Genomic DNA, 15,231 nt, shown 5'->3' on the forward strand with positions numbered 1-15,231 from the left:
AGTGACATAAAGGGAAATGGCAGAAAGTTTCGATTACCAAACGATTGTGGAAAGTTTTGAAGAATTCATCCTCATCATGGATGGAAATTTAGAAATCCAATTCTCCCAAACATCTCCCAATCTTTACCTCCCAAAAGATTCCATTGCCGTTGGAAAACACCTAAAGGAACTCCCCATTATCCCAAGGGATGGGCTTATTTTATCCAATTTGTGCCAAGAAACTTTGAGCCGAAGGATTCCTTTCCAGTTTTTTACCTCACTGCTAGGCAACCAATACCGGATCTTAGGAAGGTTTCTCGAAACCAAATCTGGGCCTTGTGTCATTTTGCGTGGAGAACCAAATTTTAATATCGAAGGTGTAATTTTAGATAGTGGACCCTATGTCATTTTTCGATATAAATTTGATTCTGAATTTTTGATCACCTATGTATCACCCAATGTTTCACTTAACTTAGGTTACCAAACGGGAGATTTTAAAAAAGGAAATTTAAAAATCCAAGATTTGGTACATCCTGATGACTTAAAACAAATCGAAATCGAAGAAAAGGAATACATCAAAAGTAAACAAAGAACTTACCAAAGGGAATTTCGTTTCAAAAAACCTGATGGAACCTATATCTATTTATCCGAATATAGTGTTGTTAGTTATTACGACTCTTACCCTACAGAGAAAATTTCTTATGTTTCTGACATCAGCGAACGAAAAGAAAAAGAATTAGAAATCAAAAACCAGAGAGACGAATTAAATCGTATACGTTTATTATTCGAAGAAACAAATGCAGCAGCCAGCGTAGGTGCTTGGGAAGTTGATTTAATTCATAATACCATTTTTTGGGCAAAAGAAACAAAACGGATACACGAAGTATCTGAGGACTTTTTGCCTAGTTTAGAAAATGCATTCCAATTTTACCCTATCGAGTCAGAACAAATTATCTTAAGGAATGCCTTTGCAGATGCCATGCAAAATGGAACATCTTATGAACTTATCTTACAAATCAGAACCAACACGGGAAAACTCAAATGGGTAAGAACCATTGGCCATGGAGTTTTTGAAAATGGGAAATGCATTCGTGTGTATGGAAGTTTCCAAGACATCACAAATAGTGTAAACTTAGACAAACAAAAAGAAGAAGCATTGTCTAAATTGGAAACAATTTTGGATGCAACCACACATGTGACAATTATTGGTACCGATGTGAATGGAACCATAACCCATTTCAACAAAGGTGCCGAATACCATTTGCAATATTCCGCTGAAGAAATGATCGGAAAAAATACTCCTTCCATCTTACACAAAGAAGAGGAGGTATTATTTCGTGCAGAATCCCTTTCGCGAGAGTTTGGTGTTCCCATTTCTGGTTTTGAAACATTTGTCCACAAAGCACGATTAGGTGCCTTTGATTCACTTGAATGGACCTATATACGTAAAGATGGCACCGAATTCCCTGTCCAATTGGTGATCACTGCAAGTAAAAACCCAAAAGGAGAAATCACGGGTTTTTTAGGAATTGGATTCGATATTTCAGCACAAAAAGCCACCGAAGAAGCGTTACGCGAAAGTGAAAGGAGATGGCAGTTTGCTCTAGAAGGTTCTGGAGATGGAATTTGGGATTGGAATGCTGAAACTGACCAAGTTTATTTTTCTAACCAATGGAAAGCCATGTTAGGTTTTTCAGAATCAGAAATTGGAACTGATATTACGGAATGGGAAAAACGAGTTCACCCAGAAGACCTAAACCATTGTTTGGAAGCACTGGAGAAACACTACCGAGGTGAAACCAGTGTGTATATGAGTGAACATCGAATGTTATGCAAGGATGGAACTTATAAATGGATCCTTGACAGAGGGAAAGTCATTGAACGTACAGAAGATGGTAAACCCTTACGTGTGATTGGAACCCATACAGACATCACCCATAGAAAGATATTAGAACAAGATTTGATCATTGCACGAGAAAAAGCAGAAAAAGCTTCTATTGCCAAATCCAATTTTTTGGCAAACATGAGCCATGAAATTCGTACACCACTCAATGGAGTCATTGGTTTTGCAGACTTACTGATGCGAACCGACTTAAACCAAGTCCAAAGAAAGTATATGGAAACAGTGCATTTATCTGCACTTTCACTTCTTGATTTGATCAACGACATCCTTGATTTTTCCAAAATAGAATCAGGTAAAATGGAACTCTATAAAGAAAGAGTGAATATTTTTGATCTACTACACCAAATTGCTGAAATCGTTAAACACAAAGCATACGAAAAAGGTTTAGAACTCATTTTAAATATATCTCCAAAAGTTCCAAGGAATGTGTTTGTTGATTCACTACGACTACGGCAAATCCTTTTGAATTTGATTGGCAATGCCCTTAAGTTCACTCTCAAAGGGGAAATCCAAATCAAATTAACAGCAAACCCAGTGAATCAAAACGAGTATGAATTTTTATTTGAAGTCATTGATACAGGAATTGGGATTAGTAAAGAGAATCAAAACAAAATTTTTGAAGTATTTGCACAGGCTGATAGTTCCACTACTCGGCAGTTTGGTGGAACAGGACTTGGCCTCTCTATCTCTTCCAAATTATTGCAATTATTCGGAAGTAAAATCGAATTAGAATCCGAAGTGAACAAAGGTTCTCGATTTTATTTTAAATTCATAACAATTGCTGATAACGAAAGGAATATTGAACCAAACCTGGAATCAATCAAAAGAGTTATGGTTGTTGATGATAACGAAACCAATCTTTCTGTGATCAGGGAAATGTTGGCTTATAAAAATATTGAAACAATCACATTCAATTCTCCCAAATTAGCACTCAAACATTTCCAAGAAGGGAATGATTACGACATTGTCATTTCTGATTACAATATGCCAGAGATGAATGGATTGGATTTCATTTCTTTACTCAAATCACATGCACTCACATCAAAGTCAAAATTGCCCAATTTTACAATTCATTCCTCTTCCAATGAAGAATCCTTGTATGAAAAGGGTAAAGAAATTGGAGTTGGTGTCATTTTATTAAAACCGATCCAAACCAATATATTATATGAAAGTTTATACGACTTAATTTCAGGAAGGCATTCTAAAAAAGACCCGAATCAAAAAGAAACATTCAAACCAATTATTACCAATGAAAAAACAAAGGTGATGATCGTAGAAGACAATCCAGTGAATATGATGTTAACAAAAACAATCGTATTAAAAATTTTACAATCTGCCATTATCATAGAAGCAACAAATGGTTTGGAAGCGGTGGAACATTTTAAAAAAACAGAACCTGATCTTATCCTCATGGACATCCAAATGCCGGAAATGAATGGTTATGACGCCACAAGGGAAATTAGAAAACTACAGGTTGGCCAAAATGTTCCCATTATTGCACTGACCGCAGGCACTCTGTCAGATGAAGAAAACCGATGTTTGGAAAGCGGAATGAATGATTATATATCCAAACCTGTTGTTTTGAATACCATTGCAGAAAAAATGAAACGCTGGCTTTTGAAATGAAATAATTTGTAGAAGATAGTATACATTTTAAACATAATAAAGAGCATTTCATCACTTTATTTTCTAAATTTTCCCCAATATTCATTTTCAAACTCATACTTTTTACTAGCCTTTGATGATTCAATTCAAGAGGTCATTTATGGCAGAACAAACCCAACATGCTTTGGGAGACTTAGCCGCTCGCCAATTGGCAAATACGGTAAAAACCAATGCACAATATGGTGCGATCACTCCGCGTTATTTGGTTAGATTACTTGACTGGAAACCACTAGAAGCAGGTGTTCTCCGTGTCAACCGAGTGAAATCCAATACGCAAGTAGATGTATTATGCGGGCAAAAAGGGGAACAAGAACTTCCAGAAACATTTGTTAACTACGAAGAAAAACCAAGAGAATATACTCTTAGTTTAATCTCCACAATACTCGATGTCCAAACAAGAGTCTCAGATTTATACAGTTCACCTCACGAACAAATCAATGAACAACTCCGTTTGGCAATTGAGAGTGTAAAAGAAAAACAAGAACTAGAATTAATTAATAACGATGATTACGGGTTATTAAAAAATGTACCAAGCCACCAAAGATTGAATACAAGAAAAGGCCCTCCTACTCCAGATGATCTAGATGATTTAATCACAAAGGTCTGGAAAGAACCTTCTTTCTTTTTGGCGCATCCACTCGCCATCGCTGCTTTCGGTCGTGAATGTACAAGACGGGGAGTTCCACCGGCTACAGTCACTCTGTTTGGTGCACAATTTCTCACTTGGAGAGGACTGCCACTCATTCCTACGGATAAACTTCTTGTGAATGGCGAAACCAATCCAAAATCCGCGGGAGGAACTTCCAATATCTTACTTCTGAGAGTGGGTGAAAAAAAACAAGGAGTTGTGGGCTTATACCAATCCAACTTACCAGGAGAACAAACTCCAGGACTTTCTGTTCGATTTATGGGGATCAACCGATCTGCCATTGGTTCTTATTTGATTTCTCTGTATTGTTCTGCTGCTATACTCACTGACGATGCCATTGCTGCCCTCGACAATGTCGATGTGGGAAATTATTATGAATACAAATGATCCGAGTTTTCTAAAACTAAAACCGGACTCAATTCCAAATGTTTCTTCGTCTTTGTTTCCCGATGAAAAAACTTTAGAAAAAATGGCAAAGGAAATGTTTGGAGTATTGCAATCATTTGGTGGAGTTAATTTTCCATCAAACGACTTACCATCGCAAAATTTACCAAAAGAGTCCTTACCTTATTTAGAAGACTTAAAATTGACGGATACAGGTTTTTCTTATTCTGATTTTCAGTCTTTTCGAAATATAAACATACAGCAGTCAGGTGGTGGGAATCTCGCATCGGCAAGACGAGATTTTCCTATTTTGACAGAAACGGTCAATGGGAAACCTTTGGTATGGCTTGACAATGCTGCTACCACGCAAAAACCAACTTCGGTGATAGAAAGGTTATCTCATTTTTATCTGCATGAGAATTCCAATATCCATCGCGCGGCCCATACTTTGGCAGCAAGATCCACAGATGCTTTTGAAAAAGCTAGGTCACTTGTCCAAGGATTTATTGGAGCTGGGAGTGCTGAAGAAATAATATTTGTCAGAGGAACGACGGAAGGAATCAATCTCCTTTCCAATATCATCTCCGACAAACACATCCAAGCTGGTGATGAAATTCTCATCACTCATTTAGAACACCACGCAAACATTGTTCCCTGGCAGATGGTCTGTGCTAAAAAAGGCGCAAAGTTAAGGGTGGCACCAGTCGATGATTCTGGACAAATTATCTTAAGTGAATACGAACGTCTATTAAACTCGAAAACGAAAATTGTCTCCATCACTCAAGTTTCAAATGCTCTTGGAACTATAGTTCCCGTAGAGGAGATGACAAAGTCCGCTCATAAAGTTGGTGCTCTAGTGATTGTGGATGGAGCTCAGTCTGTTTCTCATATGCCTGTAAACGTTCAGGAAATTGATTGTGACTTTTTTGTGTTTAGCGGTCACAAACTTTTTGCACCAACGGGAATCGGTGTTGTGTATGGAAAAAAATCTATTCTTGATAGTTTGCCGCCTTGGCAAGGTGGAGGGAATATGATTCAAGATGTCCGTTTTGATCATACAACATTCCAGGAGGCCCCCTTCCGATTTGAAGCTGGAACCGGTAACATTGCTGATGCGATTGGACTTGGAGCTGCCATCGAATATTTGAATCAATTTGGAATGAATCAAATATCAGCATTTGAGCATGACTTATTGGAGTATGGCACTAAGGAATTATTGAAGGTTCCAGGATTACATTTGATCGGAACAGCAAATGACAAAGCTGGTGTTTTATCATTTATTGTAGATGGCTTTAAAACAGAAACAATTGGTAAAAAACTAGCTGAAGAAGGAATCGCTGTAAGAGCAGGGCATCATTGTGCTCAGCCAATTTTAAGAAGATTCGGATTGGAATCAACAGTGAGACCTTCACTTGCGTTTTACAATTCTTGTGAAGATATCGATACACTAGTAAGAGTATTATACCAATTGGGAAGTACGAATCGAATAGGTCTTTAGTTCAAATGGTAAAATCGAGACCTTGAATTTCATTGGAACTTCTAACCCTTACTTCCGATTTTTGATACACAATTGAGTAAGGTGGAATGCTTTGGGTAATCCAAGCATTTCCACCAATCACTGACTTTTTACCGATAATAGTATCTCCACCAAGAATCGTTGCTCCAGCATAAATCACAACTCCCTCTTCGATAGTGGGATGGCGTTTTTGTTTCGCCAAAGACTTGTTTACCGATAATGCTCCAAGCGTAACACCTTGGTAGATTTTTACATTGTCTGCTATATGGGTCGTCTCTCCGATCACAATCCCTGTTCCATGATCCATAAAAAAAGATCTACCAATTTCAGCACCAGGATGGATGTCAATTCCGGTGGCTTCATGAGCAACACCAGATAGTAATTTCGGAAAAATAGGCAAAGATGATTTGAAAAAATAATTTGCCACACGATGTACAGCACCAGCATAAAACCCTGAATAGGCGAGAATCACTTCATGAATACTTTCAGCAGCAGGATCTCCTAAAAAAGCAGCTTCGGCATCCTCCCACATCCATTGATAGATGCTAGGAAGTTTAGAAATAAAATTATGCAAAATATCATCCAAAACAACTGAGCGCCCAAATTCTCTCTCAGCATACGTTGCATAAGGTTCCAGTAAATTTTTCCATCGGATTCGAAAGAGTTCTAACTGATCTATGATTTGCTCTTTAGAAGTAAAATTTCTCTCGGAATGGTACCCTGAAAATAAAATGGAAAACAATTCTTCTAAAAACCGATTGGCGACTTGTTTGCCACCAACAACTGTTTCGGGTATTGATTGTTTTCTTAAAATTGAATTGTAAAATTCATCTAACCCGTTTGATAACATATAATCAGAGAATTTACAATTCGGAAATATAGAGAATGCGAAAAATTAAGCAGACTAAAAATCTGCGGCATTGTTGATAAATCATATGTACATTCTTATCAAAATCTTGAATACGATTGTCCAATTGGCCCTTGTTCCATCTCATGGACATTGTGCTAGTTTCTGTATCTAAACTTTCCAAAACCATCGGCGAAAAAAAACTTTTTTCAAACCTTGACTTCTCCATTAGCGAAGGCGAAAAACTTGCCATTGTCGGAATCAATGGATCTGGTAAGTCCACTCTACTCCGTGCCATCCTAGGAAAGGAAGAAACTGATTCAGGCCAGATCATCAAAAACAATAATCTTAAAATTTCGATTTTAGACCAAAACCCCGTTTTTGATTCCAATGAAACCATCCTTGACCATATCTACAAAGGGGAAAACAAACTCGTAAAAACCATTCGTAAGTATGAAGACATTTGTGAACGAATGGGTGAAGGGGAAGAAGGACTTGATGATGAATTTACAAATGTTTCCCAAGAGATGGACAGGTTATCAGCTTGGGATTACGAACAACAAATCAAATCCATATTACGTGAATTAGGTGTTGAGAAACTAGAGCGTAAGATGTCTGAGTTGTCAGGTGGAATGCTCAAAAAAGTAGAACTTGCCAAGGCTCTCATTGATGAAAGTAATTTACTCATCTTAGATGAACCAACAAACCATTTGGACGTTAAATCCATTTTATGGTTAGAAGATTACCTTGCAAATTTAGACAAAGCCATCTTACTCATCACCCACGATCGTTATTTTTTAGATCGAATTGTGAACAAAATTTTGGAACTCGATCGCGGAAATTATTTTCTATATGAAGGGAATTATTCGATTTACTTAGAAAGAAAAGTAGAACGAGAAGAAACCCTTCAAAAACAAGAAGACAAAATCAAACAATTTTTAAAACAAGAAGTGAAATGGTTAAAACGCCAGCCAAAAGCCCGCAGTACCAAACAAAAGGCAAGGATTGACCGAGCAAACGAATTACAAGGCAGAGAAAAACGGGAAATCCAAAAGGATTTAGAACTGAGTGTCGCTGCTAAACGCCAAGGGAAAACCATATTAGAAATCCATAATCTAAAAAAATCAATTGGTGAAAAAGTTTTAATCAATGATTTTACTTATACTTTCAAAGCAAAAGAAAGACTTGGTATCATTGGACCGAATGGAATCGGAAAATCTACCCTCTTAAATCTTATCGCTGGCCGACTGACACCCGATAGTGGATACTTAAAACCAGGCCTCAATACAAAAGTTGGTTATTTTGACCAAACGAGTTCTGAACTACCTTTGGAACGAAATGTATTGGAATACATCAAAGATGTTGCAGGTGAGATGATCGAAACAGAATCAGGGGAAAAAATTTCTGCAGCAAAGATGTTAGAACGATTCCTCTTTGATGGAAAATTACAATACACTCCGATCGCCAAACTCTCTGGAGGTGAAAGGCGTCGACTTTTTCTTGTTCAAATTTTGATGACGGGTCCAAACTTTCTCATCTTAGATGAACCTACCAATGATCTCGACATCCAAACACTTTCTGTTTTGGAATCATTTTTAGATGAATTTCCAGGCACAGTTGTCATCGTTTCGCATGATCGTTACTTTCTAGATCGCACAGCGGAAAGTTTACTCATCTTTCGCAAAGAAGGAAAACTAGACCATTACATTGGGACCTTCTCTTCCTTTTTGGAAGAAGATACTTTAGAAATTGAAAACGAACCAAGTTCTCCTAAAGAAAGTACAATCCCGAAGACCGTGGTTACAAGCGAAGAAAAACCAAAAAAGTCAAAACAAGACCAAAAGAAAATTCAGACATTAGAGAAAGAAATTGCATCCTTAGAAGAGAAAAAAACCAAATTGGAATCAAATTTGAGTACATTCGCAAATGATCATATGGAATTGAGTAAAATAACCAAAGAAATCCAATCAATCGAAGCGGAAATTCTTTACAAAATGGAGGAATGGGAAAAGTTTCATACCGAATGAAAACGGTCCATACGACAAGAATTCTGCTTTGGACTCCCATCATCCTGATTGGATATTTCATTTCAGCACAAATTGGATTTAATATTGCCTTTCTCAATAGCCAAGTTTCTCCCGTTTGGCCACCAGAAGGAGTTGGACTCGCTTCCCTTTTACTCTTAGGTCCTGCTGCTCTGCCTGGAATATACTTAGGTGCCACCCTTGCTAACTTCTATAATAACCCGCATTTCCAAACGGCGTTTATTATAGGAATTGGAAACACACTCAGTAGTTATGTCAATTACCGTATCATCAAACGAGTGACGGAAAAAACAGATCCACTTTATTCCACAAAAGACTTAATTTATTTCCTAAGCATTGGAACATTTCCTGGATCCTTTCTGAGTGCTGTAATGGGTGTTACCAGTTTATGGTATTGGGATTTTTTATCTTCTGAATTGTACTTCAATGTTTTCTTCACTTGGTTTTCTGGTGAGATGTTGGGATTTCTCATTGTTGCTCCATTACTCTATGTTTGGTTTTATCCCAAATCAAAATTAAACTTAGACCTTTCCAAACAATTAGAACTTTTTTTATGGCTCATCATTGTATATATCTCTGGTTCGATTGCTTTCAGTGATGAATGGCCCCTTTTGTTTGTACCAATACCATTTGTGATTGTGACAAGCATTCGGTTTCGCCAATTTGGTGCGACACTTTCAACCGTAGTTCTTTCTTATATAGCTGTCACACTCACCATAGAAGGGAAAGGAGTATTCGCAAGAAGAGATGCCAGTGGACTTTCCATCAATGATTCACTGATTTTTCTTGATGCATTTTTATTTTGTATCAGTGGGATAGCCTACTTTCTTGTGACAGCCACAAGAGAAAGGGAACGTGCCCAAGAAACTTCATTAAAATCCTTACAAGTATTAAATGAACTGAAAGAAAAAGCCAATGAAGAATTGGAACTTAAGGTGTTGGAACGGACTGCTGTCATTGAAGAACAAAGAATCGAAATTGAAAAACAATTAGATATGGCAAAAAGGATCCAGGAATCTCTTTTCCCTCAAAAAGAAATTTTACCGAATGGAGTCGAAATTGAATTCAAAAATATTCCCATGATGAAAGTGGGGGGAGATTTGTATGACATCGTATGGAGACCCGACAAACAAGAACTAGGTGTTTTTATCTGTGATGTATCTGGTCATGGAATCCCTGCTGCTCTACTCAGTGCACTCGTGAAAACATCACTAGAAAAATGGAAGGAAGACCCAAGTGACTTAAAAGAAAACCTGGAATCCATCCGAAACCAAATCATACCAAATTTACGTGAACATTTTGTCACAGCTAGTTTACTTCATTTGCATACAGACACAGGTGTTTTGACCTTTGCCCGAGCTGGTCATTTTCCTCTTTTTATCATCCGGAAATCGGGAGCCCTTGTTAGTTTAAAACCAATGGGAAGGATCATCACACCTATATTTGACATCCTTGCGGAAGAAGAAAAATTTCAATTAGAAAGAGGTGATTTGATTGTGATGTTAACAGATGGACTCACAGAAGCAAGAGAACCAGACACATTGCAGATGTTTGGTGAGGATAAACTTCTCCGACTCGTTACAGACCTGAGAAGTAAACCATTACTTACGATTCGTGACGAAGTATTCCAGTCCGTCATTCAACTCTCTGGTGGAATACGTGCCATCCAAGATGATTTAACCCTCGGACTCATTCGTTATACAGGAATTAACGAAGAGATGACCAAATTTTAATTAAAATTTATTATATCGACTGACTGATTTGTTTCCTTATTTTCAATTGATACAGTTTAGAATCCGTTACCTTTATGATCTCCTCTGCTAGCATCGTATCGATAGTTTAACTTCATTCAGGCATACCTTTCTTCTCATTTGCCAGTTCGTTTGGTAGATTCAAATAAAACTCGTCAATGGCTTCTTGGAATCCTTGTAAATACATGGAAGATACAACGTTCGGTTCATTAAAAGCATTCCCATTATCACGCATTTGAAATCGATTGGGTACAAAAATGTACCAAGGGCTTATATAGCGAGTTGCCATTTGGGTATTTTTTTTCTCAGAGATCAAACGGTTCTGGTGGTATAATTTAACAGTTACTTCTAAACTTAAATTCTCTTGGCAAGGATACAAACAAAAAGTTAACATTTGTAATACTTGACCAAGATCCCCTTCTTCCCAATCACTCTTTGGACGATTTGCCACAACAAAAAGCACATAGGCTGTTTTCACATTTGTGAGTTCAAAATTTTTATCTTCTATATTGTGAACATAAACTGATTTCCATTCGTAACGAGAAGATCCTATTTGTTTTTGTTGTTTACTAAAGTATTCACTCCAAGGAATTCCAAACATAGGATTGATTTCAACAGAACGTTTGTGACCTTTCTGAAAAAAAACTCGGTTTTGATTTAATATGGTAATGGACTCACCTATTTTGTTTTTCTCCAATCCTTTTGGAAATGGTTTCATTTGGTGTTCTAAATTGGCAAAAGCGCATTGAGATAAACATAAGATACAACTGATTAATAGATATTTCACAGACAGATCATTCCTTGGTTTGGGGAGGGGTTAAAAATTCTTCGATGCAAGGTAAAAGGATTTCAGTCCTTTCTTTTTCATTCATGGGTCCAAGTTCGCCCCCTTTTGGAATCTGGCTGATCGAATAGTCTGCATAATTGACATTCGAGACCATTTCTATCAGTTCCACAGCATTTTTGCCTGTTTGGCGAACATATGCCCCACAAGAGATGTAGGATCCGAATTTCGTGAATTGTTTTCGATAGAACATCATCTTATAAGAATTTGCATATGGAGAATAGTTACGGAGTCGGTCCGGGAATTGTTTCTTCTTTGTTTCCATCCAATCATGTATGTCCATTCCGTCTGGTAACTTGACTGGATTTTTCGGATACACTCGCCTTTCAGGTGGGAGTAGACTCGCACAACTGATCGAGATAAATACAAATATGGGAAGTATATAGATGCAGCGAATTTCCATTCTGGAAAAAATTGTGATTCGGTGAAGAGACCTTGATCTTTTCAGACAAATTGTACGGTAAGTCAAAATGAAATCCGAAACTGGTCTAGACGTGATTGTTTTGACCAAGATTATCCCCTCCCATTGTGAGGACGGCCTAAGTTATGGTTGCGATCAGAGGGACCATGTTGGGTATTATGACCGCCACTATGGTGAGGAGAGTGAAAACTAGGACCTCCTCCTGGTTGAGAATAACCATTCCTTGGGTGGTGGTTCCCTGCTCCATTGTGATTAGGAGAGTGGTGAAAATCTCGACCTCGTCCTTCATGACCACCCCGTGCTAAAAACTCACTGGAATCACTTGTCTCAATACAACCACCTGCAAAAATGGTGAGCCCATTCACCAAAAACAGAGAACAGATAAACCTAACCAGTCTTTGCTGGCTAAGCCTTTCAATCGATTCAAAATTGATTTGATTCATCATGTATCGATTATAAGAGCGAGGTACTCATTCTCCAATGGAGGGTTTCCGCATTTGCGGGTTTCACCTACGCAAACTATATTGGATAGAGATCGAAACGGAAATGACTGATCCGAACGAAGTCTTTTCATTTCCTTTTGTGATGGAACTGGATGATAGAATCGATCGTGGGTATGGAGCTCAACCTGGTAGAAATCGTAAGCAACCGATCCAAGTGCAAAACAAGGCATTTGAATATTATGTCACCTTGCGCCCTTGATGCGGAGGAGGCTTTAGCCGTCCGAAGGACCGAAGCGTATGCGGAAGTCCGTAGCGAGCAAGGAAAGGCGCCCTAATTCGTTCTTGTTTCCCTCGTTATAGTTCAAAATGATGGAAAAATCAGTTAAATTTTCCGCAGGAAGTGTGCCCCATCCATGGCAAATATCTATTACGACGACAGTTGCGATCTCAATCTCCTTAAAGGTAAAACCATTGCAGTGATTGGCTACGGAAGCCAAGGTCACGCCCAAGCTCAAAACATGAAAGATTCTGGTTTGAAAGTCATTATTGGACTTCGCGATGGATCTAAATCAGTGAAAGAAGCAAAAGAAGCTGGTTTTGAAGTTTATAATGTTGCGGAAGCTGCAAAAAAAGCAGACATCATCCAAATCCTTGCTCCCGATACCATCCAAGCTGACATGTATAAGGCGGACATTGAACCAAACCTGAGTGAAGGAAAGGCTCTTGTTTTTTCTCACGGCTTTAACATTCACTACGATCTCATCACTCCTCCAAAAAACGTAGACGTGTATATGGTGGCTCCGAAAGGACCAGGACACCTCGTTCGCCGTGTTTACACAGAAGGTGGTGGAGTTCCATGCCTGATTGCGATCCACCAAGATGCAACTGGACAAGCAAAAGCTCGTGCACTCGCTCACGCAAGTGGCGTAGGCGGGGGAAGAGCTGGAATTTTAGAAACATCTTTCCGTGAAGAAACAGAAACAGACCTTTTTGGTGAACAAGCTGTTCTTTGTGGTGGTGTAGCAAACCTCATTATGAGTGGTTTTGAAACATTAACAGAAGCAGGATATGATCCAGAAATCGCTTACTTCGAATGTTTACACGAAGTAAAACTCATCACTGACCTCATTTATGAAGGTGGACTTGCTCGTATGCGTTTTTCCATTTCTGATACAGCAGAGTATGGTGATTACATCAGTGGCCCACGTGTGATTGATGCTGGTGTAAAAGCTCGTATGAAAGATGTTCTCACAGACATCCAAAAAGACAAGGGAGCCGCGTTTGCAAAACGTTGGATGGCTGATACAAAAGCTGGATACCCTGAATACAAAAAACTCAAAGAAAAAAATGCAGCTCATCCTATTGAAGCAGTAGGATCAAAACTACGCTCGATGATGAAGTGGCTTGCAAAGTAATTGTTTAGGTAACGAAAGTTAGAAGAAAGAAAGGAAGAAGGATTTTATATGAAAGTAACACAAAAGATTGTACTCGCAGCACCTGCACGAACTCCTTTTGCACAAATTGGCAAGGCGCTCGCACAGTATCCAGGCCACCACTTAGGTAAACTAGTGGGTGAAGAAGTGATGAAACGCAGTGGTTTAAAACCAACTGACATTGATGGTGTAATCGTTGGTGAAGGTTTTTCTAACGCACCAAACTCTGCTCGTGTGATAGCAAACCTCATGAACCTGCCTTTAGAAATTCCTTGTTTAACAGTTGCGAACAACTGTGTATCAGGACTCGAAGCAGTTGCAGAAGCATCTCGCCGAATTATGTTAGGTGAAGGGGAAGTATTCCTCGTAATCGGTGAAGAATCCCAAACTTCTATGCCGTTCGTTGTAAAAAATGCTCGCCTTAACAAAAAAACAAACAGCTTAGATTCACTTGTAAAACTCCTTCCAAACGACCTTCCTGAAGGTGTGGAACTACGTGACACATTAGAAGATGGTCTTGGTGATGGGGAAACTTCTTACGGAATGCAAGTAACAGCAGAAATCCTCGCACAAAACTATGCACTCCCACGTGAAACACAAGACAAAGTAGCTTACGAATCTTTCAAAAGAGCTTTCGAAGCAACACAAGAAGGTCGTTACAAACCATATATCATGGAAGTAAAAGACGATGAAGGAAACCCACTCCAAGCAGATGAAGCGGTTCTCCTTCGTGAAGGTCTTGTGAAAAACCCTACTCGTATGGGTCGCGCAATGCTTATGTTTGATAACCCAGCAATGAAATTTGATGCATGGAAAGAAAAATACGGCAAAGATTTGAAAAAATCTCATGGCCCTACTGTTTCCATCTTCAATGCAAGCCCACGTTCTGATGGAGCAGCTGGAATCATTGTCGCTTCTGAAGCGGCAGCAAAAAGACTCGGACTTAAAGCCGAAGCAGTAGTCACTGGTTTCAAAATGAAAGGTGTTGCTCCTAACCTTATGGGACTTGGACAAGCAGAAGCAACTCTTGGTCTTCTGGAAGAAGTGGGCGAAAAAGTGGAAAACATCGATGTGATCGAAATCCATGAAGCATTCGCGGCAACTGCAGTTGCAGCTCTTGAAGAAATCAAAATCAGAACTGGTTTTGATTGGGAAAAGAACTTTGATGCAAAGAAAATCAATCCTAACGGTGGATCGATTGCCATTGGACACCCGTTTGGTGCGACTGGAGTGAGATTACTTCACAACGCCATTATGGACTTCCATGAAAACAAAGATGCAAAGAAAGTTCTTGTGACCGCTTGTGCACACGGTGGAATCGCAGGATCGATGATCGTAGAAAGACCGTAAT

The 15,231-nt window shown here is 38.7% G+C and carries 12 protein-coding genes; 8 read left to right on the plus strand and 4 right to left on the minus strand.

Annotation, left to right across the window (positions count from 1 at the left end):
• Positions 1-16 precede the first annotated feature (16 nt).
• The 3 genes from DI076_RS10305 to DI076_RS10315 all read left to right on the plus strand — a co-directional run bounded on the left by DI076_RS10305 (position 17) and on the right by DI076_RS10315 (position 6,078).
• A complete protein-coding gene (locus DI076_RS10305) occupies positions 17-3,508 on the plus strand; it encodes a PAS domain-containing hybrid sensor histidine kinase/response regulator (RefSeq protein WP_108959805.1) in 3,492 nt (1,163 codons plus the stop codon).
• Positions 3,509-3,647: 139 nt separating this feature from the next.
• Positions 3,648-4,583 carry a family 2A encapsulin nanocompartment shell protein gene (locus DI076_RS10310; protein WP_108959806.1) on the plus strand — a complete coding sequence of 312 codons (936 nt, stop codon included), beginning with the start codon at positions 3,648-3,650 and terminating at the stop codon, positions 4,581-4,583.
• Entirely contained in the window at positions 4,570-6,078 is a 1,509-nt protein-coding gene (locus DI076_RS10315) for a cysteine desulfurase (RefSeq protein ID WP_108959807.1), read from the plus strand. The genes DI076_RS10310 and DI076_RS10315 overlap by 14 nt, the downstream gene beginning before the upstream one ends.
• Before the next feature lies 1 nt (position 6,079).
• On the opposite strand, the gene epsC is transcribed toward DI076_RS10315, so the two are convergent.
• A complete protein-coding gene (gene epsC / locus DI076_RS10320) occupies positions 6,080-6,946 on the minus strand; it encodes a serine O-acetyltransferase EpsC (protein ID WP_108959808.1) in 867 nt (288 codons plus the stop codon).
• Between the two features lie 143 nt (positions 6,947-7,089).
• On the opposite strand from epsC, the gene DI076_RS10325 reads away from it, so the two are divergent.
• Both DI076_RS10325 and DI076_RS10330 read left to right on the plus strand, forming a co-directional pair.
• Complete coding sequence (locus tag DI076_RS10325) at positions 7,090-8,970, plus strand: ABC-F family ATP-binding cassette domain-containing protein (protein WP_108960912.1); 1,881 nt, start codon at positions 7,090-7,092, stop codon at positions 8,968-8,970.
• Positions 8,967-10,721, plus strand: coding sequence for a PP2C family protein-serine/threonine phosphatase (locus DI076_RS10330; protein WP_108960913.1), 1,755 nt, complete (start codon positions 8,967-8,969; stop codon positions 10,719-10,721). Before DI076_RS10325 ends, DI076_RS10330 begins: the two co-directional genes overlap by 4 nt.
• 112 nt (positions 10,722-10,833) lie before the next feature.
• On the opposite strand, the gene DI076_RS10335 is transcribed toward DI076_RS10330, so the two are convergent.
• The 3 genes from DI076_RS10335 to DI076_RS10345 all read right to left on the minus strand — a co-directional run bounded on the left by DI076_RS10335 (position 10,834) and on the right by DI076_RS10345 (position 12,447).
• Entirely contained in the window at positions 10,834-11,526 is a 693-nt protein-coding gene (locus DI076_RS10335) for a hypothetical protein (protein ID WP_108959809.1), read from the minus strand.
• A gap of 7 nt (positions 11,527-11,533) precedes the next feature.
• A complete protein-coding gene (locus DI076_RS10340) occupies positions 11,534-11,986 on the minus strand; it encodes a hypothetical protein (protein WP_245918370.1) in 453 nt (150 codons plus the stop codon).
• 110 nt (positions 11,987-12,096) lie between these two features.
• Positions 12,097-12,447 (minus strand): hypothetical protein, encoded by a 351-nt coding sequence (locus DI076_RS10345; RefSeq protein ID WP_108959810.1) that lies wholly within the window; start codon positions 12,445-12,447, stop codon positions 12,097-12,099.
• Positions 12,448-12,550: 103 nt separating this feature from the next.
• Between DI076_RS10345 and DI076_RS20135 the strand changes: the two genes are divergently transcribed.
• From DI076_RS20135 to DI076_RS10355, 3 genes are all read left to right on the plus strand, one after another.
• Positions 12,551-12,706: a hypothetical protein gene (locus DI076_RS20135; protein ID WP_167396525.1), complete on the plus strand. Its 156-nt coding sequence runs from the start codon at positions 12,551-12,553 to the stop codon at positions 12,704-12,706.
• A 154-nt stretch (positions 12,707-12,860) separates the two neighbouring features.
• Positions 12,861-13,862, plus strand: a complete 1,002-nt coding sequence (ilvC, locus tag DI076_RS10350) for a ketol-acid reductoisomerase (protein ID WP_100715601.1) — start codon at positions 12,861-12,863, stop codon at positions 13,860-13,862.
• 48 nt (positions 13,863-13,910) lie between these two features.
• A complete protein-coding gene (locus tag DI076_RS10355; RefSeq protein WP_015676354.1) occupies positions 13,911-15,230 on the plus strand; it encodes a thiolase family protein in 1,320 nt (439 codons plus the stop codon).
• Position 15,231 lies beyond the last annotated feature (1 nt).

It is taken from the genome of Leptospira ellinghausenii, from assembly GCF_003114815.1.
In the GTDB taxonomy this organism is placed as follows: Bacteria; Spirochaetota; Leptospiria; order Leptospirales; family Leptospiraceae; genus Leptospira_A; species Leptospira_A ellinghausenii.